The 24,814-nt window shown below is 49.2% G+C and carries 24 protein-coding genes; 22 read left to right on the top strand and 2 right to left on the bottom strand.

The window, feature by feature from the left end; all coding sequences use genetic code 11:
* The first annotated feature begins 1 nt into the window (after window position 1).
* The 3 genes from C1712_RS09475 (at window position 2) to C1712_RS09485 (ending at window position 5,330) form a co-directional block, all read left to right on the top strand.
* Window positions 2-1,765: an ATP-binding cassette domain-containing protein gene (locus C1712_RS09475; protein ID WP_180963117.1), complete on the top strand. Its 1,764-nt coding sequence runs from the start codon at window positions 2-4 to the stop codon at window positions 1,763-1,765.
* A 254-nt stretch (window positions 1,766-2,019) separates the two neighbouring features.
* Entirely contained in the window at window positions 2,020-3,690 is a 1,671-nt protein-coding gene (locus tag C1712_RS09480) for a formate--tetrahydrofolate ligase (RefSeq protein ID WP_102268747.1), read from the top strand.
* 134 nt (window positions 3,691-3,824) lie between these two features.
* Complete coding sequence (locus C1712_RS09485; RefSeq protein ID WP_102268749.1) at window positions 3,825-5,330, top strand: RDD family protein; 1,506 nt, start codon at window positions 3,825-3,827, stop codon at window positions 5,328-5,330.
* An 82-nt stretch (window positions 5,331-5,412) separates the two neighbouring features.
* Here C1712_RS09485 and C1712_RS09490 read toward each other — a convergent pair whose 3' ends face one another.
* Window positions 5,413-6,360, bottom strand: coding sequence for a magnesium transporter CorA family protein (locus C1712_RS09490; protein ID WP_102268751.1), 948 nt, complete (start codon window positions 6,358-6,360; stop codon window positions 5,413-5,415).
* A gap of 252 nt (window positions 6,361-6,612) precedes the next feature.
* Here C1712_RS09490 and C1712_RS09495 point away from each other — a divergent pair, with 252 nt between their 5' ends.
* From C1712_RS09495 to C1712_RS09530, 8 genes are all read left to right on the top strand, one after another.
* Window positions 6,613-7,131, top strand: coding sequence for a DUF5662 family protein (locus C1712_RS09495; protein ID WP_102268753.1), 519 nt, complete (start codon window positions 6,613-6,615; stop codon window positions 7,129-7,131).
* Window positions 7,132-7,367: 236 nt separating this feature from the next.
* Window positions 7,368-8,909: a ParB/RepB/Spo0J family partition protein gene (locus C1712_RS09500; protein WP_102268755.1), complete on the top strand. Its 1,542-nt coding sequence runs from the start codon at window positions 7,368-7,370 to the stop codon at window positions 8,907-8,909.
* A 295-nt stretch (window positions 8,910-9,204) separates the two neighbouring features.
* On the top strand, window positions 9,205-9,546 hold the full coding sequence (locus tag C1712_RS09505; RefSeq protein ID WP_087234751.1) for a DUF7768 domain-containing protein: 342 nt from the start codon (window positions 9,205-9,207) through the stop codon (window positions 9,544-9,546).
* Window position 9,547: 1 nt separating this feature from the next.
* Window positions 9,548-10,261: an antirestriction protein ArdA gene (locus C1712_RS09510; RefSeq protein ID WP_087295699.1), complete on the top strand. Its 714-nt coding sequence runs from the start codon at window positions 9,548-9,550 to the stop codon at window positions 10,259-10,261.
* Between the two features lie 126 nt (window positions 10,262-10,387).
* Complete coding sequence (locus C1712_RS09515) at window positions 10,388-10,795, top strand: PcfB family protein (RefSeq protein ID WP_245858119.1); 408 nt, start codon at window positions 10,388-10,390, stop codon at window positions 10,793-10,795.
* Complete coding sequence (locus tag C1712_RS09520) at window positions 10,782-11,771, top strand: type IV secretory system conjugative DNA transfer family protein (protein WP_219718855.1); 990 nt, start codon at window positions 10,782-10,784, stop codon at window positions 11,769-11,771. The genes C1712_RS09515 and C1712_RS09520 overlap by 14 nt, the downstream gene beginning before the upstream one ends.
* 73 nt (window positions 11,772-11,844) lie before the next feature.
* A complete protein-coding gene (locus C1712_RS09525) occupies window positions 11,845-13,725 on the top strand; it encodes a recombinase family protein (protein WP_102268759.1) in 1,881 nt (626 codons plus the stop codon).
* Window positions 13,726-13,751: 26 nt separating this feature from the next.
* Window positions 13,752-14,105, top strand: a complete 354-nt coding sequence (locus C1712_RS09530) for a TnpV protein (RefSeq protein ID WP_102268761.1) — start codon at window positions 13,752-13,754, stop codon at window positions 14,103-14,105.
* 31 nt (window positions 14,106-14,136) lie between these two features.
* On the opposite strand, the gene C1712_RS09535 is transcribed toward C1712_RS09530, so the two are convergent.
* Complete coding sequence (locus C1712_RS09535; RefSeq protein ID WP_102268763.1) at window positions 14,137-15,108, bottom strand: helix-turn-helix domain-containing protein; 972 nt, start codon at window positions 15,106-15,108, stop codon at window positions 14,137-14,139.
* A 150-nt stretch (window positions 15,109-15,258) separates the two neighbouring features.
* Here C1712_RS09535 and C1712_RS09540 point away from each other — a divergent pair, with 150 nt between their 5' ends.
* From C1712_RS09540 to C1712_RS09595, 11 genes are all read left to right on the top strand, one after another.
* Window positions 15,259-16,011, top strand: coding sequence for an energy-coupling factor transporter transmembrane component T (locus C1712_RS09540; RefSeq protein ID WP_146003330.1), 753 nt, complete (start codon window positions 15,259-15,261; stop codon window positions 16,009-16,011).
* A 19-nt stretch (window positions 16,012-16,030) separates the two neighbouring features.
* A complete protein-coding gene (locus C1712_RS09545; protein ID WP_245858121.1) occupies window positions 16,031-17,512 on the top strand; it encodes an ABC transporter ATP-binding protein in 1,482 nt (493 codons plus the stop codon).
* Between the two features lie 17 nt (window positions 17,513-17,529).
* On the top strand, window positions 17,530-18,129 hold the full coding sequence (locus tag C1712_RS09550) for an MptD family putative ECF transporter S component (protein WP_102268768.1): 600 nt from the start codon (window positions 17,530-17,532) through the stop codon (window positions 18,127-18,129).
* A gap of 22 nt (window positions 18,130-18,151) precedes the next feature.
* Entirely contained in the window at window positions 18,152-19,966 is a 1,815-nt protein-coding gene (locus C1712_RS09555; protein WP_102268770.1) for an ABC transporter ATP-binding protein, read from the top strand.
* Complete coding sequence (locus C1712_RS09560; protein WP_102268773.1) at window positions 19,963-21,702, top strand: ABC transporter ATP-binding protein; 1,740 nt, start codon at window positions 19,963-19,965, stop codon at window positions 21,700-21,702. Before C1712_RS09555 ends, C1712_RS09560 begins: the two co-directional genes overlap by 4 nt.
* An 11-nt stretch (window positions 21,703-21,713) precedes the next feature.
* A complete protein-coding gene (locus C1712_RS09565; protein ID WP_102268775.1) occupies window positions 21,714-22,085 on the top strand; it encodes a metal-dependent transcriptional regulator in 372 nt (123 codons plus the stop codon).
* 480 nt (window positions 22,086-22,565) lie between these two features.
* Complete coding sequence (locus tag C1712_RS09575) at window positions 22,566-22,979, top strand: RNA polymerase sigma factor (protein WP_102268777.1); 414 nt, start codon at window positions 22,566-22,568, stop codon at window positions 22,977-22,979.
* 103 nt (window positions 22,980-23,082) lie between these two features.
* The gene (locus C1712_RS09580) at window positions 23,083-23,535 is read left to right on the top strand and encodes an RNA polymerase subunit sigma-24 (protein WP_102268779.1); all 453 of its coding nucleotides are present in this window, start codon (window positions 23,083-23,085) and stop codon (window positions 23,533-23,535) included.
* A 10-nt stretch (window positions 23,536-23,545) separates the two neighbouring features.
* Window positions 23,546-24,007, top strand: a complete 462-nt coding sequence (locus C1712_RS09585; protein ID WP_102268781.1) for an RNA polymerase sigma factor — start codon at window positions 23,546-23,548, stop codon at window positions 24,005-24,007.
* The gene (locus C1712_RS09590; RefSeq protein ID WP_102268783.1) at window positions 24,004-24,543 is read left to right on the top strand and encodes an RNA polymerase sigma factor; all 540 of its coding nucleotides are present in this window, start codon (window positions 24,004-24,006) and stop codon (window positions 24,541-24,543) included. The genes C1712_RS09585 and C1712_RS09590 overlap by 4 nt, the downstream gene beginning before the upstream one ends.
* Window positions 24,483-24,779: a DUF3847 domain-containing protein gene (locus C1712_RS09595; RefSeq protein ID WP_102268785.1), complete on the top strand. Its 297-nt coding sequence runs from the start codon at window positions 24,483-24,485 to the stop codon at window positions 24,777-24,779. Before C1712_RS09590 ends, C1712_RS09595 begins: the two co-directional genes overlap by 61 nt.
* Window positions 24,780-24,814 lie beyond the last annotated feature (35 nt).

Genomic DNA, 24,814 nt, shown 5'->3' on the forward strand with positions numbered 1-24,814 from the left:
CATGAAAGGAATAACAGTTGTAAAAAATCTCCGGTTCGCGATGCGCTTCATCCTTGACACTTCTAAAAAAATTGTATGCTTTCGTATCATCTATGCGATACTACAAGGCTTCTATACCGTTTATTCCCTTTTCGTATTAAGAATGATTTTACAGTTGATCTTTCAAGAAGCGAACTTAAAGCGATTAGCCATGATCTTGCTTGTCCTGTTATTGATCAGCTTCCTGCTGGAATCCTTGTGTGATTATCTCATGACCTATCGCATTCCTCAGGAAGAACTAAAGGTCAGCAAAGCGATCGAAATCAAATTGTATGAGGCAATGTCGAAAAAACGGGCACAGGATCTGGAAGATCCCCATCAATACAATCATTTCTTTTTTGTGATCCAAAACGGGAAAGACAGTATTTTACAGTTATTGAACAGTTTTGCCGATTTGATTGCCGCAGTTGTTGCCATTACGGGGCTGAGTGCGCTGCTTGCCTCAAGCGATCTGATGATCATCTGTTTCGTATTGATTTATCTGGCTGTTTCTTTACTGATCGATCTGCTTATTTCAAGAAACACCTATCAGAAAAATCATGCCCTGATCAAACCGAACCGCCGTTTAGATTATGTGAACCGCATCTTCTACTTGAAGCAGTACCATCTTGAATTAAAAGTGTTCCCGCTCTTACAGGCGTTAAAAGAACAGCTGCATCACTGGTATGAGGAAAAAAGCGCAATTCAAGATCAATATCATCGCAAAGCAGTCTGCTATCATATGATGAAAATTTTGATCAGTTTGTTCTTTCAGCTGAGCACGATTCTGTATATCGCCTATCTCGTATTGCGGGAAGTGATTGCGAAAAGCGATTTTTTGGTGCTTTATAATGGGACAAGCGAATTGAGCGACAACTTAAAGCTGCTCTTTCAATATATACCGGTTTTTTATGAGAACGGTCTTTACATAGGTGAAATCAAAGATTTTCTTGCGCCTGTTGCGAAAAAACAAAAGTATCGAGAAGCGATCCGTGAAATCGAATTGCAAGATGTCAGCTTTACTTATCCATTATGTGAAACGCCGGCGCTGCATGCGATCAATTACCGGTTTCATCAAAACAGTTATGCGATCGTAGGGATGAATGGATCGGGAAAAACGACTTTGGCAAAAGTGATCGGGATGGTGTTTGACGAGGCAAAAGGAAAAAGGATCGTCAATGGGAGAATGCTTGATGAAGCAATATATTTAGATCAGGTCAGTTATATTTTTCAGGATTATCAGGTTTATGCGCTTACGATCGCGGAAAATATTTTGATGCGCCCGCTTCAAAACAATGATGATGTGCGAAAGGTGGAGGAAATCCTGAAAAAAGTCAATCTGTACGATAAAGTCATGGGCTTGCCGCATACGATCTACACGGAAATGACGACCGAGTTTCAGGAAGAGGCGACAATGTTTTCGGGCGGGGAATTGCAAAAACTGGCGCTTGGCAGGGCGATCGCCAAAGACTGTACGGTTCTGATCTTAGATGAGCCATCCAGTGCTTTGGATACCACCGCTGAATATGAGTTTATGAAGCTGGTAAAGGAACTGGGGAAAGATAAGATCCTAATTTATATCACACATAAATTAGATAAATTGATGCTGTTTGATCAAGTGCTCTGCATGAAAGAGGGAACGATCATAGAAAGCGGCGCTTATGAGGATCTGATTCAGAAAAAAGGCTATCTCTATTCGCTAACTGCCGCTTCCAAGGGGTTGCAGGAAATCACTAAAAATCAGTAAAAAATGAGAACAGGAGGGTATCGGCGATACGCTCCTTTCAAACTGTCAGTCGCTGTTCAAAAAAAGAGTTTCCATTGCTTTTATTCCATAAAGGCAACAATTTTTTAGAAAATCGCAGCATCTGCTAAAAAAAGTGCCGGTTTGTTCCACAAAGCGAAGAAAGATCATGATTTGTAATTGTAAGAAGAAAAAAAGTAGTTTACAATAGACTTGTATGAAAACATGTGATAAGCAGGAGGAAAAGGAGGCTGGCTATGTTTAAGACAGATTTGGAAATCGCGCAGGAATGCGTGATGGAACCGATCACGGAAATTGCGAAAAAAGCAGGCATATCCGAAGAAGATCTGGAAGTGTATGGAAAGTATAAGGCAAAGGTTTCATTAGATGTCCTGAAAAAAAGAGCAGAAGAACCGGATGGGAAACTGATCTTAGTAACGGCGATCAATCCGACCAAGGCCGGAGAAGGGAAATCAACGACAACGGTCGGTTTGGCAGATGGATTCAGAAGACTGGGAAAAAAAGCAATGGTTGCTTTGCGTGAACCGTCCCTAGGACCGGTTTTCGGCTTAAAAGGCGGTGCGGCAGGCGGCGGCTATGCGCAGGTCGTGCCGATGGAGGATATCAACTTACATTTTACCGGGGATATGCATGCGATCACGACTTGCAATAATCTGATCAGCGCTTGCTTAGACAATCATATCCATCAGGGAAATGCGTTAGATATTGATGTGAATGCGGTCGTTTGGAAACGTGTGCTGGATATGAACGATCGCAGTCTGCGCCAGATCGAGATCGGTTTAGGACCGAAGGCAAATGGCGTGGAACGCAAAGACGGATTTAATATTACGGTTGCCAGTGAAGTAATGGCGATCTTATGTCTTTCTCATTCTTTGATGGATCTAAAAGAAAGACTGGGCAATATCCTGATCGCCTATAATACGAAAAAAGAGCCGATCTATGCAAAAGATCTGGGAATTGCCGGTGCCCTTGCGATGATCATGAAAGATGCGATCAAGCCGAATTTGGTGCAGACGCTGGAACATACGCCGGTGCTGATTCACGGCGGACCGTTTGCCAATATCGCGCATGGCTGTAATTCTGTTTTAGCGACCAAGACTTGTCTGAAGCTGGCTGATTATGTGATTACGGAAGCGGGCTTCGGCGCTGATTTAGGCGCGGAAAAGTTTTTAGATATCAAATGCCGTTTAGCGGATCTGCATCCAAGCGCAGTGGTCATCGTGGCGACCATTCGGGCATTGAAGCAGCATGGCGGGGTCAGCTTTGAAGAACTGAAGGAAGAAAATGTCGATGCGATGATAGCGGGATGTGCCAATCTGGCAAAACACATTGAGACCATTCAGGCATTTGGCTTGCCATATGTAGTAGCGATCAATGAATTTGCGACGGATACGCCGGCAGAAGTGGCAGCGTTAGAAAACTGGTGCAAAGAGCATGGGCATCCGATGGCGTTGTCACAAGTTTGGGCAAAAGGCGGCGCCGGAGCGGAAATGCTTGCGCAGGAAGTGCTGCGGCTATGTGAGGAAGAAAACCACTATCATCCGATTTACGATGTGGAAGAAAGTATCGAAGATAAGATCTTTAAGATCGCTTCCACTTGTTATGGCGCAGGCAGTGTCGTTTACAGCGAGGAGGCAAAGGAACAGATTGCGATGTATCAAAAGCGCGGCTGGGATAAACTGCCGATCTGTATGGCAAAGGTTCCGACTTCTTTAAGCGATCAAGCGACGCTTTACGGTGCACCGAAAGATTTTGCGATCACGGTCCGAGAATTTCGTCCATCGCTTGGCGCGGGCTTTATCGTAGCTTTGACCGGCAGTGTGATGACGATGCCGGGTCTTCCGAAGCATCCGGCGGCCAATAATATGGATATTGATGAAGATGGTCATATCGTAGGATTATTCTAAAAGGTGAGCGATCACCTTTTTTTCTTTCTTTCGACAATCGGTATCACATAATTTAACATACACAATCAGATAAAGTATAGTATAATAAAATGGAACGTAAGATAAATTGAAAAAGCGTGAGAGAGGGTGAAGGCATGGAAACGGTAAATGGTAAACGGTACAGTCATTTCCAGCTCTTTAAGATATTTTTTAAGCAGCGTTCACGCAGCTATGAAAAAGAACGACACATTCGCAAAGCCGATTACAGCGACATGATCTATCGAGTGATCGCTTTATTGGCCGATACGGTGATCTTGCTTTCGCCGATGTATCTTTGGATGGTGCTGTTTCTGCTTGTATGTGGCGATCTTTTGCCGGTAGATGCTTTGAAATACGGCAATTATGTCATCTTAGGACTGATGATTTTGACCTTTGCCTTAGTGCAGCCGTATTTTGCTTCTGTCACATATGGACAGTCGCTGGGCAAATATATGTGCCGTTTTAAGGTCGTAGGCATGAATGGGGCGCAGGTTTCCACTAAAGTGCTGTTTGTACGGGAACTGCTTCGTGATCTGCCGATCTTGTTGCTGCAGATCTTTGTCGGCGCATTGCCGACGTTTATCTATCTCGGTCTTAATTTCCTCATGATGCTGCTGGATCCCAAGCATCGGATCTTGCCCGATCTGATCACCAAAACAAGAGTGGTCGTCCTGCTGAGCGGGAAAAAGGCAAAGGTGAATGCAGTAGAAACACATGCTGCGGAAGTTATGCCAAAGCGTGGACAGATCGACTTGCAGATTTATTCCGATTTCAGCGCATATGGCGCTTTAAGCGTGGAGGAGATCTTTCAGCTGGCAAAGAAACAGGGCATGCGCTATATCTCGATTACCGATCATAACTGTGCCAAAGCCAACGTGATTGCCAGACAAATGAGTGAATTGTATCATGTCGGTTATATCAGCGGCATTGAGATCGACTGCAACTATAAAGGGAAAGAAGTCAGTGTCTATGGATATCATATTGATGAACGCAAGGAAGCCTTTAAGAAGATCGAAAATGATTATTTAAGCCGGGAGCAGACGGTATCGAAAAAGCGGGTCGCGCTTTTTGAAGAGATCAGCGGCATGAAGATCCCGACACAGGAACTGTTGAAGCAGAATCGCTTTCATACGATCACACCGCAGATGATCGGCGCTTATGTGCTGAAGCAGGAAGCTTATCGGGAATCAGCGCTTTTATACCCTTATGTATATGGAGATCATCGGCATGATCCGCTGCGTTATTTTGAAAAGGATTTTTTCTATAAAGGAAAACCGTGCTATGTGGAAAGAACATTGCCGGATCTGCGGGTCATTGTTGAAGTGCTGCACCGCTGCGGCGGCGTTGCGATCTTAGCGGAACCGCTTTGGCATGAAGAAGACTTGTCTTTCATTCGTTCCTGTCTGTCAGCGGGCTTAGATGGTATTCAGGTATTCAGCAGTATGCACACCAAAGCGCAATGTGCACAGCTTATGAAACTGGCAAAGGAAGAAAAGTGTCTGGTGTCATCCGGCAGCGGCTTTATGGGCATCCATCGAGGTGTATCGCTGGGAGAATGCGGATGTCCGCAGGAAGCAGAGAAAGTCATGACAAAACTGATTCAATATCGGCAAGGGAACTGATGTTTATAAAGAACATCGGTTTTTTTTGTGAAAAGCAGGCAGAAAAAAAGTGTACGGTTTCTGTACACATCTTTTCCAAAATCTAATGGAACATATCTTTTTTCTTAAAAATATAAGTAGCGATCAGACAGGCGATGATAGCTAATGCACTTGGGAACAGCCAATGCGCGCCCGGCAGTCCATCGACATTCATGCCATAGAAACTGAAAATAATATTCGGGATCGCCATGACGATCGTAATGACCGTCAGCACTTTCATGACGATATTTAAGTTATTGGAAATGACAGAGGCAAACGCATCCATCGTGCCGGATAAGATATTAGAATAAATATTACACATTTCGATTGCCTGATGCACTTCGATCAACACGTCCTCCAGCAAGTCTTGGTCATCTTCATAAAGCTTGATCAGCTTGCCTCGCATGATCTTATTCAGTGTGATCTCATCGGTCTTTAATGAGGTGGAAAAATAAACGAGTGATTTTTCTAAGCCCAGCATCTGGATCAATTCCTCATTGCGCATGGACTGATGCAGTTTTTGTTCCGTACGGGAAGATAATCGATCGATCTGGCGCAGATAAATGAGAAAACGCTGTGAGATGCGAAGCAGGATAAACAACAAAAAGCGGGTCTTCATAGCCGTATTGATGCCTTTGATCCGTCCCTTCTCCATGTCCTCGATCGTTAGATTTTCATACAGACAGATCGTTACGATATATCCTTTCATAATGATGATGCCAAGGGGCAGTGTGGTATACTGCAGGGTTGTTTCGGTAATGGCTTCTTCGCTTTCCTCTGCGCTTGGATAATCGACGATGATCAGCGTTTGATTTGCTTCATCATCAAAATCGATATGCGAGCTTTCTTCTTCATCGAGCGATGCTTTGACAAATTCCGGCAATACGCCGACTTCCTGCATCAAATAGTTTTTTTCTTCTTCCGTGGGTGCAACGGCGCTGATCCAGCAGTCTTTTTCCAAAGCAGCCAGTTCATGGGTAACGCCGTCAATCGTTTTATAAAATTTTAACATGACAGACTCCTTTCTTACAGGAGCGATCGTTTGTATCTCCTCCTGCAACAATATTTTATTTTCTTAATAAGCGCCTCGGGGACAGGGGACATACAAACACCTTCTTTCTATCAAACGAAACTATTATAACACAGGGAAGAACCGTGCGACAAAGTTTATTTTCGCATTTTTTATCAAAGTGCAGCAGTGATTTCCAACTGGAATTATCAGAACGCACATGATAGAATAAATAATAAGAAAGCAGGTGGACGCATGGGGCGGTTTTTCGGCCATTTGAAGACAATTACGCTGCATAAGATCCGGGTGACGAAACTGTGTTTTCGCTGTGGCCTGTATAAGCAGGGAATCTTGCACGATCTATCAAAATATACGCCGGTGGAGTTTCTGTCCGGTGTAAAGTATTACCAAGGTGATCGCAGTCCGATCAATCGGGAAAAAGAGGTCATTGGCTATTCGCTTGGCTGGCTGCACCATAAAGGCAGAAATAAGCATCACTGGGAATATTGGCTGGATAACGGAGATCCGATCAAAGCGATCGAAATGCCGGTCAATTATGTCATTGAAATGTTTTGTGATCGGGTCGCGGCTTGTCAGACTTATCAGAAAGAAGCCTATCGGGATGATTCGGCGCTGCGTTACTATCTGAATGGGAAAAGTCGCTGTCTGATGCATGAAAATACCCATGCGCTGTTAGAAGAGCTGCTTACTTATTTAAGTGAACACGGCTTAGATGAAACCATTGCTTATATCCGTAAACACTATCGTAAATAAAAAATACATCTTTTGCTTAGGTTTCTTTACAAAGGCATAATCATAAATCACAACAAAAACCGAGCCAACCTACACTAAAACGTCGCTTTTTTCGAGGAAAAGGCGGCGTTTTTTCATGGCCCGGTTTTGGAAAGGAGTGGTGCTGACTTTATACTAAAACGAAAGGGGGAATTTTTTTAGCTGGCCGGGCCGGGAGGTCTGGCCTTTTTTCATCTCACGAAAAAGGAGGTTAGCCAATGGCAGATGAAAAAGTAAACGTGAGCCCGGAGGAAAAGAAAGCCCCGGAAGCTCCGGCCCCGTCCGGGCCGGGCGATCCGCCTGCGCCGAAGCACACCGAGGGGCCCGCTGTCCCTGGTGGAGATCAGACGGCCCCCGCTCATGTGGAGCCCGCCATGCCGGAAAAAACGGAGGGGCCCATCAAGCCAGAGCAGTCTGTTATCCCTGGTATGGGTGAGGACACTCCCGCACCGTCCAGCAAGGTGATCAACCTCTCGGACATCCAGGCCGCTGATAAGGGCGGTAAGGAGGCTTCTACTCCCACTCTGGAAAAGAAAGCGCCGGAGGCGGATAAGCCGCCGAAGCGCCGGGGCCGTCCGCCGAAGGAGCAGGCCGGGCCGACTGTGGAGAAAAAGTCGAAAGCGGCGGAGCCCCGCACAGGCCGCCCGTCTAAGGTTGACAAGGCGGCCCGTGAGGAGGCTCCGCCCTCTGTTCGGGACAAAGTGTCCAGAGGTAAGAAAGCCGACAAGGGCAAGGAAACGGGTTCCGGCGGTGCGCCTGCGTCTAAATCCGCTAAGACGGTAAAGCCGGGCAAGGCCGCTCCCGTCAAGGAGGCGGCAGTCCCGCCGCCGGAGATTAAACTGCCGCCCACGCCGGAGGTGCCGCCCCGCCCGGTGGAAGAGGGAAAAATCGTCTATTTGAAGATGTCGGAGCTCCATCCGTTCCACACGTTCCGGGAACACCCCTACAAGGTGCAGGACGATAAGGCGATGGACGATCTGGTGGGGACGATCAAGGAACACGGCATTATGACCCCCGCCACCGTCCGCCCGGAAAAGGACGGCAAGGGCTATGAGATTATCGCGGGCCACCGCCGCCATCATGGTGGTGCGCGGGCCGGGCTGGAGGAAATGCCCTGTATCGTCCGGGAGATGACTGACCTTGAAGCTGTCCGGGAAATGCGGAACAGCAACAAACAGCGCGGCGATCCGCTCCCCAGCGAGCTGGCAAAGCTCCTGGATTTGGAGGTGGAGGCCATCAAACGCCAGGGGGCCCGCCCGAAAACGGAGAAAGAGGCCGAGGCCCTTGGTAAGCTCTCGGTGGAGATCGTTGGCAAGGATCACGACATGAACTATAAAAAGGTCATGCGGTATATCCGGCTCAACTCCTTGGTGCCGGAGCTTCTGGACAAGGTGGACGCAAAGCAGATGGGCTTTATGCCTGCGGTGGAGATCTCGTATATCAGGCCGGAAAACCAGCGGCTGATTGCCGTTTCCATTGACGGGGAGCAGTCCTCCCCCTCGGTGGCCCAGGCGAAGCGGCTCCACGAGCTGGACAAGGAGGGCAAGCTCAACGGCGATGTGATTGACGGTATTTTGAGCGAAGAAAAAAAGGAGGATCGCGGTGTGATTATTTCGACTGCTGAACTGTCTAAGTATTTCGGCAAGGAGGTCACTCCTGCCAAAATGAAGGAGCAGATCATGGCTCTGCTGGACGAGTGGAAAGAGAAACAGCCGCCCGAACTGGCGAAGCCGGACAAGAAAAAGGACTTGGAGAAGTAACCCGGCCCCGCTTCTGGACACTTTGTCCAGAGGTAAGCGCCCCGCGCTTGGGATGGGCTCTGTGGTGATATATCCCCCGTCGCCGCCTATATTCCTGCACAGCCGGGAGTGGGCCGTCAAGGGTGCAACGCACCGCCGCTCGCGGCGGCTTGCCCTTGACGGTCTGCCCCGGCTGTGCTACTTCCAGCGGCGCGGCGGGGGTATATATCCTCCAGAGCCGCCCCCTTTCCCTGGATAGGGAAAGGGCGGGGGGATAGGGTCGAACTACCTATTATAAATATCGGAGGTGTTGAAGATGAAACGATCCCTTGCTTATATTACCGCCGCATGGCGCGGCGATCCTGCGGTGGACATGGAACAGGCGGCGCATTTCTGCCGTGTGGTCTACGATGCGGGCTATTCCCCCATCTGCCCCATGCTCTATCTGCCGCTGTTCCTCAATGACGCGGTGCCGGAGGAGCACAAGAACGGCATCGACATGGGCCGTGACCTGCTCCGGCGTTCCCGTGTGCTGGTGGTGTGCGGCCATACCATCACCGAGTCCATGAAAAATGATATTGCCGTGGCCCAGCGGCTGGGGATCACCGCTACCACCCTTGAGGGCATCCTGACCGTCAAAGGCCAGGGCCGCCGCTGATATGGCGTCCCTGTTTGAAGCCTACATCACCAACCTGGGAAAATACAACGAGGGCGAGCTGGTCGGTGAAACCTTGAAATTCCCCACTACCACGGAGGAGGTGCAGGGACTTCTGAAACGCATCGGCGTGGACGGGGTGCGGTATGAGGAATTTTTCATCACCAGCTTTGACGGTGATGTGCTGGGGCTCTATGACTATCTCACGGAATATGAAAACCTGGACGAGCTCAATCATCTGGCCTGCCTACTCTCCGAGCTGGAGCAAAGCGACTTGGAGAAGTTTGAAGCGGTCATTGACAGCGGCGAACATACTTCCAGCGTGGCTGACCTCATCAATCTGGCGCAAAACTTGGATTGCTACGAGTTTTATCCCGGTGTGGAGGACGATGAAACCCTGGGCCGCATTTATGTGGAGGATATGGAGGCCATTGACATTCCCGATCACCTGCTCCCTTACTTCGATTATGAAGCATACGGGCGGGACGTGCGGATCAACGAGGACGGCCACTTTGCCCCCGGCGGCTATGTGCTGAACAACGGCGGCAAATTCATCGAGCACTACCACGGGATCGAGGACATTCCCGCCGAGCATAAGGTTTTCGCGTTCCCGCAGCTCTCGGTGCGGGAGCAGATGGCGGCCTACAAAGAAATTATTGACGGCTCCTCTCTGGAGGGCTATCGGAAGATTGCCAAAAAGGAGCACGAGGAGCGATAGCGGCACTTCTGGACACTTTGTCCAGAGGCGCTTTTTTCACGGAAAGGAGGGATACGGCTGATTGATGAGGACGTTTCCAGACGTACCATAGCAGTTTCCATTAAGGCGACAAAGCTCACGGGCCGGGTGCTGGCCCAGGCGTGTCTGGCGGTGGGCCGGAAAATCAAGAAAGCGCACCGGGCCCGCCAGACACCCCACGGCAAACAGACGGTGCGCCAGCTCATGGGCCACGGGGCCGCCACGAACAGCATCGAGGTGGAGTCCCCAAAGGACTTTGACCGGGTGGCTCGGAAATGGAATGTGGACTATGCCTTTTATAAAACCGGGCCGGACAAGTACCTGCTGTTTTTCAAAAGTGGGCAGGCCGATGCCATCACCGCTTGTTTTTCGGAATATTCCCGGCGCGTGATGAAGCGTTCCAAGTCCCGGCGCGTCCCGATCCGGGAACAGCTCAAACGGGCCGCCGCTGAACTGGCCCGCCAGCCGTCCCACAAGAAAGAACGTGCAAGGGAGGCGGTGCATGAGGACAGATAGCGTCAAGAAATATGTAATACCCAACATCCCGTACCTGTTTATCCTGTGGGCCTGCCTAAAGCTGGGGACGGCCTACCGCCTGGCTCCCGGAGCGGACTTTGCTCACAAGCTGATGGGCCTGGGCCAGAGCATCGGCCCGGCCTTTGCCGACTTTGCGCCGGGGCTCCATCCCCTTGACTGGCTCATCGGCATTGTGGGCGCGGTAGGCTTCCGCCTGCTGATCTACTTCAAAAGCAAGAACGCAAAGAAATTCAGACGGGATGAAGAATACGGGTCGGCCCGCTGGGGGACAGAAAAGGACATCAAGCCCTTTATCGATCCAAAGTTTGAGAACAACGTCATTTTGACAAAGACGGAGTTTCTCACCATGAACACCCGGCCCAAAAATCCGGCCAACGCCCGCAATCTCAACGCCTGCATCATCGGCTCGTCCGGTTCGGGCAAAACCCGCTTCTGGCTCACTCCGCAGATTTTGCAGGCCAGCGCGGATAAAAACGGCGGATGCAGCTATGTGTGCGTCGATCCGAAAGGCGGGGTGCTCTCTCAGGTGGGAGCTTTCCTGCAACGCCGGGGATATAAGGTCAAAGTGTTCAACAGCATAGATTTTTCAAAATCCATGCACTACAATCCGCTGTCCTACATCCACAACGAAGCGGACATCCTTAAATTTGTGGACACTCTCATAGCAAATACAAAGGGCGAGGGCAAGGAGGGCGATCCGTTTTGGACAAAGGCAGAAACGCTCCTTTATTGTGCGTTGATTGCCTATATTATCTTTGAAGCTCCTGCCGAGGATCGGAACATCAATACCCTGGTGGACATGATTTCCGGCATGGACGTGAAAGAGGATGACGAGTCCTATATGAACGCGGTGGACTATATGTTCAAGGGCCTGGAAAAGCGCAAGCCGGATTGCTTTGCCGTGAAGCAGTACAAAAAATATAAGCTGGCCAGCGGAGATGTATGCTCTAAGTGACTTCTTAATCATGGTTTTTGTCATGGTTAGTGAAGCAGTCACTTAGAGCATTTTCATTTCAGGAGGTACAGCCATGAGAAACGAGAAAATCACCCCTCTGTATGAGCGTTTGAGCCGCGACGATGAGTTACAGGGCGAGAGCAACTCCATAAGCCATCAAAAGCAGATGTTAGAGGAGTTTGCCCGCCGGAATGGGCTGCCGAACCCCACACACTTCACCGATGACGGCGTATCGGGAACCCGCTTTGACCGTCCCGGCTTTCTGGCGATGATGGAGGAAGTCGAGGCCGGACGGGTGGAGGCCATTGTTATCAAAGACATGAGCCGTCTGGGGCGTGACTATCTGAAAGTCGGTCAGGTCATGGAGATTTTGCGGCAGCGCGGTGTCCGGCTGATCGCCATCAACGACGGTGTGGACAGTCTGAAAGGCGACGATGATTTTACCCCGTTCCGCAATATCATGAACGAGTTTTACGCCCGTGACACCAGCCGGAAAATCCGCTCCGTGTTCAAGTCCAAAGGCATGAGCGGCAAGCACCTGACCGGCACCGTTATTTACGGCTATCTGTGGGACGAAAAGCGGGAACACTGGCTTGTGGACGAAGAAGCCGCCGAAGTGGTACGCCGCATCTTTTCCCTGACGATGGAGGGCTATGGCCCCTATCAAATCTCCAAGCTGCTGTCCGAGGCAAAGGTTGAAATCCCCGCTGTCCATCTGGCACGCTTTCACGAGGGCGTAAACAGGTCAAAGCCGGTCAAAGACCCCTACGGCTGGGGATCGTCCACCATTGTGAACATCCTGAAAAAGCGGGAATACCTGGGCCACACCATCAATTTCAAGACCCGCAAACACTTCAAGGACAAGAAAAGCCATTATGTTGACGAAAGCGAGTGGACGATTTTCGAGAATACCCATGAGGCCATCATCGACCAGGAAACCTTTGACAATGTGCAGCGCATCCGGGCGAATGTCCGGCGCTACCCGGACGGCTGGGGCGAGGCCCATCCTCTGACCGGCCTGATGTACTGCGCCGACTGCGGCGACAAGATGTATGTCCATCGCGTCAATAACGGCAAGCGTGACCCACAGTTTACTTGCAGTCAGTATAGCAAATACCCTATCGGCTCCCTTTGCCCCACACAGCACCGCATCCGGGCCGAGGCCGTCCTGACCCTGATAACCGATATGCTCCGGGCCATCGCGGAGTATTCCAAGAATGACAGGGCTGAGTTTATCCGCACTGTCCAGGAAACACAGGCCGCCCAGCAGACCGCCGACATATCCAAGAAACGGAAACGGCTGGCCGCCGCCCAAAAGCGGGCCGGGGAACTGGAAAAGCTGATTTGCAAAATCTATGAGGACAACGCCCTGGGCAAGCTGCCGGATGCCCGGTATGAAGCCCTGGACGCACAGTATGCCAAAGAGCAGGACGCTCTCCATGCGGAAATCGCGGAACTGGAAAAGGCCGTTACCGGCTATGAGCAGAGCCGGAAATCTGCGGAGAAGTTTATTGCCCTGATTGACAAGTACGAGAATTTTGACACGCTGACAAATACCATGCTCAACGAGTTTGTGGAGAAAATCCTTGTCCATGAACGCGCCCGCAAAGGCAGCCAGGACACCACACAGGAGGTTGAAATCTACTTCAACTTTGTGGGCCGCTATATCCCTCCTGCCTTGCAGCCGGTTCCCCTGACCCCGGAGGAACAGGAAGAACTGCGGAAGAAGGAGGAACGCAAGGACAGGCTTCACCAGAACTACTTGCGCCGCAAGGCAAACGGCAAGCAGAAGGAATGGGAAGAACGCTACAACGCCAGGCGCAAGGCCCAGGTGGAGGCAGCAAAGGCCGCGATCCGGGCCGAGGACATGGAAAAGGGCGTTTTTATCCCCGTCAGCCAGTTACCCAGGCAGGAGCCGCGCAAGGCCACCATATCGGCCAGCGCCGCAGTTTAACCGTCACAGTGCAAAGGAGGACGAACATGAACAAATTGACTTACACCCGCTGCGGGGATTACTACATCCCCGACCTGAAACTTTCCGAGCAGCCGGAGGCCCCCATCGGCAAGTATGGCCGTATGCGGCAACGCTACCTGAAGGAACACCGGCCCGGCCTTTACAGCAGCTTGGCTTTGAGCGAAAAGCTGTACCCGCACCTGTTGGAGATTGACCGGGCGGCGCGAGAGCGGATAGACGCCATGCTGCCCCGCATGATGGAGGCGGCAGGCGTCACCGAGGAACTGAAAGCCCATGACCCTATGCGCTGGGTGGGGCTGATGAACACGCTGAAAGCGCAGGTGGAGGAAATTATTTTTCAAGAACTTATATTTGTTTGATTTAAGAATGAACGTCAGAAAAATCTGGCGTTCATTCTTTGTTTATCAATTTTCTATACTCTCGTGGTAATAATCCAGTAACACGCTGGAATTGTTTTGCAAAACTTTCAGACCTATCATATCCAACCGCTTGTGCGATCTCTGCGATGCTTAATTCTGTTCCCATAAGGAGGTGCTGGGCCTGTCCAATCCTTTTCTGCAAAATATAATCATAGAGCGTACAGCCGAAACATTCCTTAAAGGCAGCTTTTAACTTCGTCTGCCCCATAAAAGAAATGCGACACAACCTCTCAATCGGAACAGAAAAGGCATAATGGTTATCCAGATAAGCCGCAACTGCGGAAAGGTTCTCCTGATCCTGCTCTGTCAGATGCAGCTTCTTTTTCTTCTCCTGGTTGCTTTTAGCCCGCTCCATAATTAAAGAAACCGCTTCTAATATTTTGCCTTCATAAAACATCTTTGCCGTAAGACCTGTTCCCCGGTATCCTTCGATTTGCTTTAGCAGAGCAATCAATTCAGGGAAATCCGTTCCGATCTGCATTTTACGAAATGCTTCGCTGGGATCAATGTATTCTCCTGGAAATTTCTGCTGCAAATACCGTTGATAAAACTCCGGCATGATCGTAAAACTGATACTCTGCAAAGGAATATTCTTATGATAAATCGCCTGATACACCCTGCCTGCCTGCCCGATTTGTGCTTGTAAACTGTTAGGAGAAAGCTGGCGGTAAGGATGAAATTCTTCACCTGACACGGAGGTGTAATAAGTAACAGACAAAAATTCCGGTTCTGGACACTCTAACATAATGTCATCAAGAAAAAGAAAATCTCTGATGGTGATTTCAAACATATTTTCATAAAAATATACCCAAAAATGCCCTTGCCCCTTATCTGCCTGTAAAGTGTAACAGGTAAATTCATTATAAGGCTGCCTGTGTTCGTTATCTAAAAAGAATCCTCCATCAGAAAGCATGGAATGATACATTTCTTTTATATGTTTCATTGTTGTCACCTATAAATACGCCGTTTGGACGAACTTATACGCCGATACGACGCTCCTTTCCAAAATCCATTGTGAAAGCAAAAGTCTCGTACTATACTTAGAAACGGTGATTAGTTAGAGCTAACCACTTGATATTGTAGCACATACCTGTTGTTTTCACAAGGTAAAGGAGGTGAAAATATGCGGATGAGTTTTAAGGCATCAATGCCGGACCCCCGCATTTTAATTATACAGATTGTCGTGGTGGCGGTATTGGCATCGGTATTTCGGAATCTGCTCGCATTATTTCTTTTAGTGCTGATTGTAGATTTCCTGCTGTTACTTCAATGCGGGTGGGCGGTTTTCTGGAAAAACCTTCTGTCCTATGCAGCTATGCTGCTGATACTGTTTGCGCTGCAAGAGATATACATTCCGATTGTTTCGGATTTGTTTCCGCTTTTCCTTTTGTTGATGGCGAGGCTATATCCGGCGTATTTGGCAGTGAGGGTTCTGATTGAAAAAGCGCCAATGGATGAACTGCTTTTTTCATTGGAAATCTGGCGTTTTCCAAAATTAGTGTTGATCCCGTTGGCAGTTATTTATCGTTACATACCAACGATATTGAAAGAGATCGGATACATTCGGGAAAGCCTTAAAATGCGGAATCTCCATTCCTCTATGTGGGATAAGGTATGCCATCCAATGCAAAATGTAGAAAACTTTTTTGTCCCACTTTTATATCGCAGTGAAAAAATTTCGGAAGAATTGTCTGCCGCTTCAATCTGCAAAGGGCTTAGCACAAAAAGAAAACGAACGTGCTGCACGAAAGTGAAACTAGGGGTAACAGATCTTATCTACTTGCTTTGTGTTGCGCTCCTTGCGGCAGGTTTAGCATTTATCAACTATCATGTGATTTTACTTTAGATGGGAAGGAGGCATGAGAATGAACCAGCCTGTCATTGAATTTTCAAACTTTAGTTTTACCTATCATAATGCTGACTCAGAAAGTCTGACAGGGATTGATTTAATCATTCGTAAGGGTGAATTTATCCTTTTGACAGGACATAGCGGCTGTGGCAAGACCACATTGACCCGCTGCATAAATGGGCTTATCCCGGATTTTTTCGAGGGGGACCTTTCAGGGAAATGCCGCGTTTGCGGTATGGATATTGCAGAACATGAAACAGGTGAGTTTTCACCGTTGGTCGGTTCGGTATTTCAAGACCCACGTTCTCAGTTTTTTACACTTCATGTCAAAACGGAAATTCCGTTTCCAAGCGAAAACCTGGGAACACCTATGGATAAAATGCAGGAGCAATATGAAAAAGCGGTGGACGTTTTACAAATTCAGGGCTTACTTGGAAAGAGCATTTTCGACCTTTCCAGCGGCGAAAAGCAGAAGGTAGCCATTGCGTCAATTTATATGGTGGGAGTCGGAATTTATGTCTTGGACGAACCATCGGCCAATCTGGATTCGGAGGGTACAGAGCAGCTTCGTCAAGTATTAAAATCCCTCAAAGAGCAGGGTAACACCATCATCATTTCGGAGCATAAGCTCTACTACCTCAACGGGCTTACGGATCGTGTTCTGATTATGAAGGACGGAAAAATTGATAAAGAGATGGAAGGCAGGGTTTTCGACCGGCAGACAGCAGAATGGTTTACAAGGCATGGCCTGCGAAAATCCGATCTCGCACTTATTACACCAAAATCCTACCATCCTGTTAAGGGAGATGTCTCCATTCAAATAAAGAATTTGTCCTTTGGTTATCCGGGAAAACCGCTGTTATGGCACGATGTTACCTTTTCCGCTCATGGTGGAGAGATCATCGGTATCATTGGAAAGAACGGAGCCGGAAAAAGCACATTGATCCGAACACTTATGGGGCTTGAAAAGCCAAAGACCGGGAAAATTTCTATCAACGGAAGTTACTCCGGCAAGCAGCAGCGGCGAAAAAAATCTTTCTATGTCATGCAGGATGTAGATTATCAGCTATTTGCTCCGAATGTATTGGAGGAAATGCTGATGGGTACGAAAAAGACAGAGATAGAAAAAGAACAGGCCATTTGTAAGCTGGAGAATTTGGGATTGGGAAAATTCCTGAAAAGGCACCCCACAGCTTTATCCGGTGGACAAAAGCAGCGGCTTTCTATTGCATTGGCAGAAATGAACCGTTTACCGCTTCTCTACCTTGATGAACCGACCAGCGGACTGGACGCAGAGAATATGAAGATTGTCCAGACTGAAATAAAAAAGCTGGCTGAAGGTGGCGCGTGTGTGTTTGTCATTACCCACGATTATGAATTTGCCGCAGAGCTTTTTTCTTCCCTTCTTCTTTTACAGGAGGATGGTACGATACAGTATCTTTCCCCTGATAAGTACAAGCCGGAAAACCTGGCTCAATATTTTCAAATTTCATTCTAAAAAAGGAGTGTGTCGCTATGAGAAATCAAACAAAAGAAAGTCGTAGATTGAAGGATTTAATCCGAATTGGCGTTTTCAGTGCGCTGTGGGTTGTGATTGGCTTCCTGGTGGCCTTTACGATTGGATTTTTCCCACCAATTTTATTGGTTCTTCCCTGTGTCCTCGGAATTATCGGTGGGATTGTCTATGTTGTCATGTTATCAAAGCTGACAATCCCAGGTGGTATTTTAATCAGTTCATTTCTGCTGGGTATCTGCCTGTTTACGATGGCTCCTTATGGCATGATGTTCTTCTGCACTGTGGCTGGCGGTGTGATCGGAGAAATCCTTTATAGTGTTTTGGGGAGGCGTACAACCAAAGCAACGATGGTAGGTTCCTCCTTCGCTTTGGTAGGGCTGGCTCTCGGTGAATACATACCGTTCATCTGGATGCAGGACGCCTATCGTTCCATGCTGGTGAATGATGATTCCGGCCTTCTGGAAATTGCTGAATGGTGCATGAATATCGTTTCTGTTCCGGTCATGATTGTGCTGTGCGTGGCAACGGTTACTCTCACCTGTCTGGGTGTGCTTTGGGGAAATAAAATCGTAAAAAAACGCCTTTCCAATGCGGAATAGGCGGTAAAAGGAGTTGAAAATTATGAGCAAAGAAAAAAAGCAAAAGACAGGCATCCCGCGTTTGCTGGAGATGGCCGGACAACGAAAAACTCTGATGATTGTCGGTGCTTCGCTTTCAACGATTGCGGCTTTGTTTCAGTTAGCTCCCTATCTGGCAGTTTATAAGGTTATGACGGAGCTTCTGCGTAATGCCGCAGATATTAGTCAGGTGGACACTTCCTATATGACTTTTTGGGCTTTATTCGGAATTGTCGGGTTGGTGATCTGCTATGTGTTTATGTATGTGGGTGGCATGATCGGTCATATCGAGGCTTATCGTACCCTCTATGGAATCCGTGTAAAGCTGTCCGAACATATCAGCGGATTGCCTTTGGGGTGGTTCAGCCGCAACTCTATCGGTAAGGTAAAGCAGATTGCGGAGCAGGATGTGGAACAGATTGAACTTTTCATTGCCCATCAGTTCCCGGATATGATTAGTACCATTGCTGTGATAGTATTTATGGTCATTGTGATGTTCAGCCTGAATATCTGGCTGGCCCTTGCCTGCATCCTACCGATTATTGTCGGGTTTGTTGTGCAGTTCTCCTTTATGTTCGGCTCTAAGGCCAAAGAAGGACTCAAGGAATACTACGATGCAATGGAAAATATCAACACATCATCGGTTCAATATGTGCGGGGTATGCCCTCAATCAAAATTTTTGGTCAGACTGTGCGCTCTTTCCGAAAATTCTATGATGATATTATTGCCTACCGTGATATGACAACGAAATATGCGGATAACTATGAACCTTGTTATGTCCTGTTCCGTGTATTTGTACTTTCACTTTCCGCATTTATCATCCCTGTGGGTATGCTGTTTCTTACCGGCAATCCGCAGAATATGGCATTTGCTATGACGCTGCTGTTCGTGTTAATCTTCGCGCCGGGAATTGCTACACCTGTGTTTAAGTTTAATAATTTTGGTTCCAGCTTCAACAATATCAATGAAGGGGTACGGCGCATTGACGAAGTGTTAAGCACAAGTGAGGTAACAGAGCCGCAGAACAGCAAAAAGCCCGCCGGATATACCATTGAATTTCACGATGTATCCTTTTCTTATGAGGATGGTCCAAAGGTGTTGGATCATGTGAGTTTTACCGCTGAGCAGGGAAAGATAACAGCGCTTGTAGGACCTTCCGGATCTGGTAAATCAACGATTGCACAGCTTATTCCACGGTTTTGGGATGTACAGGAAGGCAGCATAACGATTGGCGGCATAGACATCCGGGATATGAGAACGGAAGATTTAATGAATACCATGTCTTTCGTATTTCAGGACTGTTTCCTGTTCTCTGATACGCTCTATAACAACATTGCTGTGGGAAAACCCGGTGCTACAAGAGAAGAAGTTTATGCAGCGGCAAGGGCAGCGCAATGCCATGAGTTCATTGAGAAGCTGCCCCAGGGTTACGATACCTTAATCGGGGAAGGCGGTGTTTATCTATCAGGAGGCGAGGAACAACGTGTTTCTGTGGCAAGAGCGATCTTGAAAAATGCTCCGATCCTGATTCTTGATGAAGCAACCGCCTATGCTGATCCAGAGAATGAATTTCAAATGCAGTTGGCATTACAAGAACTGATTAAAAACAAGACAGTATTGATTATTGCTCACCGGCTGATGACCATTCGGAACGCCAATAAGATTATGGTCATCAAACATGGAAAAATCGAAGAAACAGGAACCCATGACCAACTTCTGGCAAATGAAAGAACCTATCATAAGATGTGGGCGGCCTACACAGCTTCGTCCGATTGGGAACTGAAAAAAGGAACAGATAAGGAGGTGGCAAAGGCATGAAAAAGACAAATCCTATTTATCAGGTGACGGCGGGAAATCCAAAGAAACTGAAAAAGCCGGTGATCTGGACGGTTGTTACCAATATAAATCTGTTTTCTTTTATGTTCCTGGCACTGTTTGTTATCACGATATATTCCTTCTTTGCCGGGGATGCCGGTTCGCTGGATATTAAGACCTTATGGCTTTCATGGGGAGGCATTTTAGCGACTTCCGTTGTGGTATATATTTTGGAGCGCAAGGCTACTCATGCTACCTTCCATGACGGTTACGCAACGAGTGCGGACGGTCGTATCCGCCTCGCAGAGCATATCCGCAAATTGCCTTTAGGTTTTCTGATGAGCAAGGACTCCGGCGAATTGGGAAATACCATGATGAATGATTTTAGCCAGATTGAGGAAGGCGTTACCCACATTTTGCCGCAGCTTATCAGTGGTATCATCGTCGCATTTCTGGCTTTGTTCGGAATGGCTTTTGCTGATTGGCGTATGGCACTGGCTATGTTTGCCGGACTTCCTGTGACCTTCTTAATCCTTTGGGGTGTCCGTGTGATTGACCGCAAGCGCGGTGCTGCACATACAAAAGCCAGAATTGAACAAACGAACCGCTTGCAGGAATATCTGACCGGAATGAAGGTAATAAAAGCATATAACCTGCGGGGGGCGAATTTCAAAAAGCTGGAGCGGGCGTTCTACAATTTTATGAAAGAAAGCATTAAGCTGGAAGGTGTGTCTGGCCCGTTTTATCTGATAGCAGTTGCGTTCTTACAGATTGGACTTTCAATGATTACGATGGTCGGCACTTATCTGCTTCTTGGAGGAACACTGGAGCTGCCAATGTTTATTATCTTTCTTTTAGTCGGTTCCCGTGTATTTGATCCGTTGGTAAGTGCGATTACTCAACTCCCTGTGTTTACTTATCAGGCTGCTGCGGGAAAGCGCATTGTAGATTTACTGGAAGAACCAACAATGCAGGGTGACGGAGAAGCCCCGAAGGATCACGATGTTATCTTTGAAAATGTCACCTTCGGTTATGGGGAGGATGTTGTCCTTCACAATGTCAATGCGAGTTTCCCGAAAGGAACTATGACAGCGATTGTCGGACCTTCTGGCAGCGGAAAAAGTACAATGCTACGGCTGATTGCCCGGTTCTATGATCCACAGAATGGTATTGTTCGTTTTGGAGGTGTTGACGAAAAGACGGTTGATCCGGAAAAACTGATGTCTAAAATATCTGTGGTCTTTCAGGATGTATATTTGTTCCAGGATACCATCGGCAACAACATCCGCTATGGCCGGGAAAATGCCACGCAGGAAGAAATTGAAGCAGCCGCAAAACTGGCTCATTGTCACGACTTCATCATGGCTCTGCCGGATGGCTATGACACAATGGTTGGAGAAGGCGGCTCCACGTTGTCAGGTGGTGAGAAACAGCGAATTTCTATCGCCCGCGCAATTTTGAAAGACGCCCCTGTACTGCTGTTAGATGAAGCAACTTCCTCCCTTGATCCGGAAAATGAAGTGGAGGTTCAGCAAGCCATCGAAGAACTCGTGAAAGACCGTACTGTGGTAATGATCGCCCATAAATTGAAAACGATTGCCGGGGCCGATCAAATCATTGTATTGGATCAGGGCGAGGTAAAAGAAGTGGGTACACATAAGGAACTGATGGATAATCATGGTCTATACCGGCATTTGTGGGATATTCAGCAGACTACAGCCGGTTGGCAAATCAATTAGGAGAAATATTTATGAAACTTCATGCGTCCGGGGAGGACTACCTGGAAACCATCCTTGTTCTCCAAAAGAAACTCGGTATGGTACGCTCCGTAGATGTGGCCCGGCACATGGAGGTGTCAAAACCCAGCGTGTGCCATGCAGTGGCTACCTTGCGGGACGGCGGCTTTCTCACAATGGACGAAGATCACTTTCTTCATCTGACCGATGTGGGCCGCGAGGTTGCCGAAAAAATCTATGAGCGCCATTGCTTTTTTACCGAGCAGCTTATCGCCGCAGGCGTTGACCCAAAAACTGCGGAGGCCGATGCCTGCCGGATTGAACACATCATCAGCGATGAAAGCTTTTCACGGTTGAAAGAGGCAGCCGCACAAGACCAAGAATAAACCAAATAAGACAAGCTATCCTGCCCCGCTAAACGGGGAAAGAAAAAAACCGTTGCAGGGCAGACAGCTTCGTGCGCCTATAATGGATTTTCAGGGTACTGCGGCGGTTTTGAGTAACATCAAGGCCGCCGTTCCTTATGCCCTCGACAAAGGAGTGACGCCTATACGCTGACACGGCGGCTTTAGGAGGGAGCCGCCATGAAGCACACTGACCGCCGACAAATTCAGACGATATTTGAACTATCGTCAAAAAAAGCCCGGCCACCGAACAGCCCCCGTCCGGCAGCCAGTGCGAAAATTGTCACAATGTAACTGAATACCGTATTTTTTGCGCTCGAATAGCTTTCTGCTGTCCGGGCGTTTTTTCATACCTGTGGGGCCGGAACATCGGGCCAACATGGCCCGAACCTTGCCCCCGGTGCCGTTCCCCGCCGCCCCGTTCAGATTTTCCCGCAAAAAATCTGAACGGAGGAAAGGCAGATGGAAGTCACCATCCATTACAACGGACAAGCTGTGGCCGTAGAGGTCACGCTGGAAGTCTATGAATTTCTTGACCGGGCTGACCACAAAGCCGAGAACCTGTCCCATGAGCAGCGGCGGCATTGGGATGGCCGGGAGTTTGACGAATACATAGTTGCCACCGAGGGCGTGGGTATCTACGGCGAAACGCCGGAGGAATACCTTTGCCGCATGGAAACACTGGGCGAGCTGATGGCCGTCCTGGACACCTGCACCGAGGCCCAGCGCCGCCGGTTCCTGCTCTATGCCCTGGACGGGCTGACCCTTGCGGAGATCGGGACGGTGTGCGGCTGCTCCAAAGTATCCGTCCATGAGAGCATTGACGCGGTTCGGAAAAAATTTTTGAAATTCTTTGCGAACTACCCTAACGAATGACCCCTTTTCGGGCTACCAAGTGAAAGGGATTGTTTCCCTTATCCCAGCGGGAGGCGGACAGCGGACAAGCTGCCCGCCTCTCCCATTTTCAGGAGGTAAGCCTATGAAAACAATCAATCTGCGGTGGATTTATCCCCACTACCGGCATGACGAGTTTGTGGAGGTCAGCGATGAAGTTTGGGAGGTCATGCGGCAGGCCCAGCGCGAAATGAACAACTATGAGCGCCGGAAGGTCTACCACCGCGCCTACTACTCTCTGGACGCATATAGCTGGACGGAGAACTACGCGCTGGAACACAGCAGATCGCCGGAGGAAATCCTTTTGGAGCGTGAGGAACGGGCCGTCCGCCTGCGGCTGATTGCCGCCTTGCCGGAGGCCCTGTCTCATGCCACCCCAACACAGGCCCGCCGCGTCCGGGCCTACTACATCGCCGGTATCAACCAGCCCAAAATTGCCCGGATGGAGGGCGTACACAGCAGCAAGGTCAGCGTTGCCATCCGGCGGGGCCTGCGGAATATGCACCGCTGCTATGACGGCCTTTTCCCGTCAGAGTGAGGGTGGGCCTATGCAGACGATCAATCTCAAACAGTATTACCCGTTCTGCACCGAGGACACCTTTGTGGAGGTGTCGGATGAAATTGTCGAGGCGTTCCTGCTGGACAAGCGGGCCGAGGCCGCCAGGGAGCGCAAGATGTACCGCTACAAGGCGTTTTACTCCCTTGACTGCAATGATGGGATTGAGAACGCCGCCATTGGCGGGGCGCAGCCATCGCCGGAGGATTTCCTGATGGAAAAGGAGGCGCAGGCCGAATATGCCGAACTGCTCCGGCGGCTCTATGAGGCCCTTTCCTCTTTGCCCCCAACGCAGGCCCGCCGTGTCCATGCCCGGTATATGCTGGGGATGAAAGTGAAGGACATTGCCGCGATGGAAGGTATCACCCCATCCCAGGCAGGAAAGTCCATCCATGCGGCGCTCCGGCGGCTGCGCCGGTACTTCATACGCCGGAAATGGACAAGCGGCCTATGAAAACAATCAACCTGAAAAAATACTACTACCCGATTTGTAAGAAAGACACCTTTGTGGAAGTGCCGGACGAGGTGGCAGACGCCATTGTAGAGGAAAGCCGCGCAGAGGACGCCAATGACGCCAAGCAGCACTATCACTGTTACTCTCTGGACGCATCCCCCGGCATGGAAAACCATTTCCCGGAGCAGGCCGTTTCCCCGGAGGATATTCTGATGGAGAAGGAAACGGAACGGGAACAGGAGGCCGCCCGCGCCCTGATGATGGAACGGCTCCAGGAGGCCCTTGCCACCCTGACACCCCGGCAGGCGAGTTGCCTATACGCCCGGTTTTGGGAGGGAAAGCCCTTCAAGGAGATTGCCGAGGCCGAGGGCTTTACCACATCGGCGGCCATTGTCACGGTTCGCAACGCCATTATCAAGTTGCAGAAATATTATATCAGGCGCGGCTGGATGAAGCCGCCAAAGGAGAAAGCGATATGCACAAAGACAGCACCGCCCAAGCGAAGCCGAAAAAAGACGAGCGCGAAGAAGTCCTGAAGGAAATCCGGCAGCTTGAGAACCGCCAGAAGATTTTAGAGAACAAGCAACGTAACGAGGAACGCAAGGCCCGCACCCGCCGCCTGATTGAGCGCGGGGCCATTTTGGAGGGCGTGTTCCCTCTGGCCCCCGGCCTTCCCGGCGTAGAGGTCAAGGCGTTCCTGATTGCCCTGTCCCATCTTCCGGGGGCGGCGGAACTGGCCGAAAAACTGCCGAAATCCGGGGACAAGCCGTAAGTCCCTTGTTTACAAGGGCGCACTTATACACCGTT

Source organism: Massilicoli timonensis, assembly GCF_900199515.1.
Classification (GTDB): Bacteria; Bacillota_I; Bacilli_A; order Erysipelotrichales; family Erysipelotrichaceae; genus Massilicoli; species Massilicoli timonensis.

Bases quoted from the DNA above. Each gene is read 5' to 3' on its own strand.
- C1712_RS09590 (WP_102268783.1), top strand. From the start codon at position 24,004: ATGAAAACAATCAACCTGAAAAAATACTACTACCCGATTTGTAAGAAA.
- C1712_RS09480 (WP_102268747.1), top strand. From the start codon at position 2,020: ATGTTTAAGACAGATTTGGAAATCGCGCAGGAATGCGTGATGGAACCG.
- C1712_RS09490 (WP_102268751.1), bottom strand. From the start codon at position 6,360: ATGTTAAAATTTTATAAAACGATTGACGGCGTTACCCATGAACTGGCT.
- C1712_RS09555 (WP_102268770.1), top strand. From the start codon at position 18,152: ATGAGCAAAGAAAAAAAGCAAAAGACAGGCATCCCGCGTTTGCTGGAG.
- C1712_RS09485 (WP_102268749.1), top strand. From the start codon at position 3,825: ATGGAAACGGTAAATGGTAAACGGTACAGTCATTTCCAGCTCTTTAAG.
- C1712_RS09510 (WP_087295699.1), top strand. From the start codon at position 9,548: ATGGCGTCCCTGTTTGAAGCCTACATCACCAACCTGGGAAAATACAAC.
- C1712_RS09475 (WP_180963117.1), top strand. From the start codon at position 2: ATGAAAGGAATAACAGTTGTAAAAAATCTCCGGTTCGCGATGCGCTTC.
- C1712_RS09530 (WP_102268761.1), top strand. From the start codon at position 13,752: ATGAACAAATTGACTTACACCCGCTGCGGGGATTACTACATCCCCGAC.
- C1712_RS09545 (WP_245858121.1), top strand. From the start codon at position 16,031: ATGAACCAGCCTGTCATTGAATTTTCAAACTTTAGTTTTACCTATCAT.
- C1712_RS09550 (WP_102268768.1), top strand. From the start codon at position 17,530: ATGAGAAATCAAACAAAAGAAAGTCGTAGATTGAAGGATTTAATCCGA.
- C1712_RS09580 (WP_102268779.1), top strand. From the start codon at position 23,083: ATGAAAACAATCAATCTGCGGTGGATTTATCCCCACTACCGGCATGAC.
- C1712_RS09535 (WP_102268763.1), bottom strand. From the start codon at position 15,108: ATGAAACATATAAAAGAAATGTATCATTCCATGCTTTCTGATGGAGGA.
- C1712_RS09585 (WP_102268781.1), top strand. From the start codon at position 23,546: ATGCAGACGATCAATCTCAAACAGTATTACCCGTTCTGCACCGAGGAC.
- C1712_RS09525 (WP_102268759.1), top strand. From the start codon at position 11,845: ATGAGAAACGAGAAAATCACCCCTCTGTATGAGCGTTTGAGCCGCGAC.
- C1712_RS09560 (WP_102268773.1), top strand. From the start codon at position 19,963: ATGAAAAAGACAAATCCTATTTATCAGGTGACGGCGGGAAATCCAAAG.
- C1712_RS09565 (WP_102268775.1), top strand. From the start codon at position 21,714: ATGAAACTTCATGCGTCCGGGGAGGACTACCTGGAAACCATCCTTGTT.
- C1712_RS09520 (WP_219718855.1), top strand. From the start codon at position 10,782: ATGAGGACAGATAGCGTCAAGAAATATGTAATACCCAACATCCCGTAC.
- C1712_RS09505 (WP_087234751.1), top strand. From the start codon at position 9,205: ATGAAACGATCCCTTGCTTATATTACCGCCGCATGGCGCGGCGATCCT.
- C1712_RS09500 (WP_102268755.1), top strand. From the start codon at position 7,368: ATGGCAGATGAAAAAGTAAACGTGAGCCCGGAGGAAAAGAAAGCCCCG.
- C1712_RS09495 (WP_102268753.1), top strand. From the start codon at position 6,613: ATGGGGCGGTTTTTCGGCCATTTGAAGACAATTACGCTGCATAAGATC.
- C1712_RS09575 (WP_102268777.1), top strand. From the start codon at position 22,566: ATGGAAGTCACCATCCATTACAACGGACAAGCTGTGGCCGTAGAGGTC.
- C1712_RS09595 (WP_102268785.1), top strand. From the start codon at position 24,483: ATGCACAAAGACAGCACCGCCCAAGCGAAGCCGAAAAAAGACGAGCGC.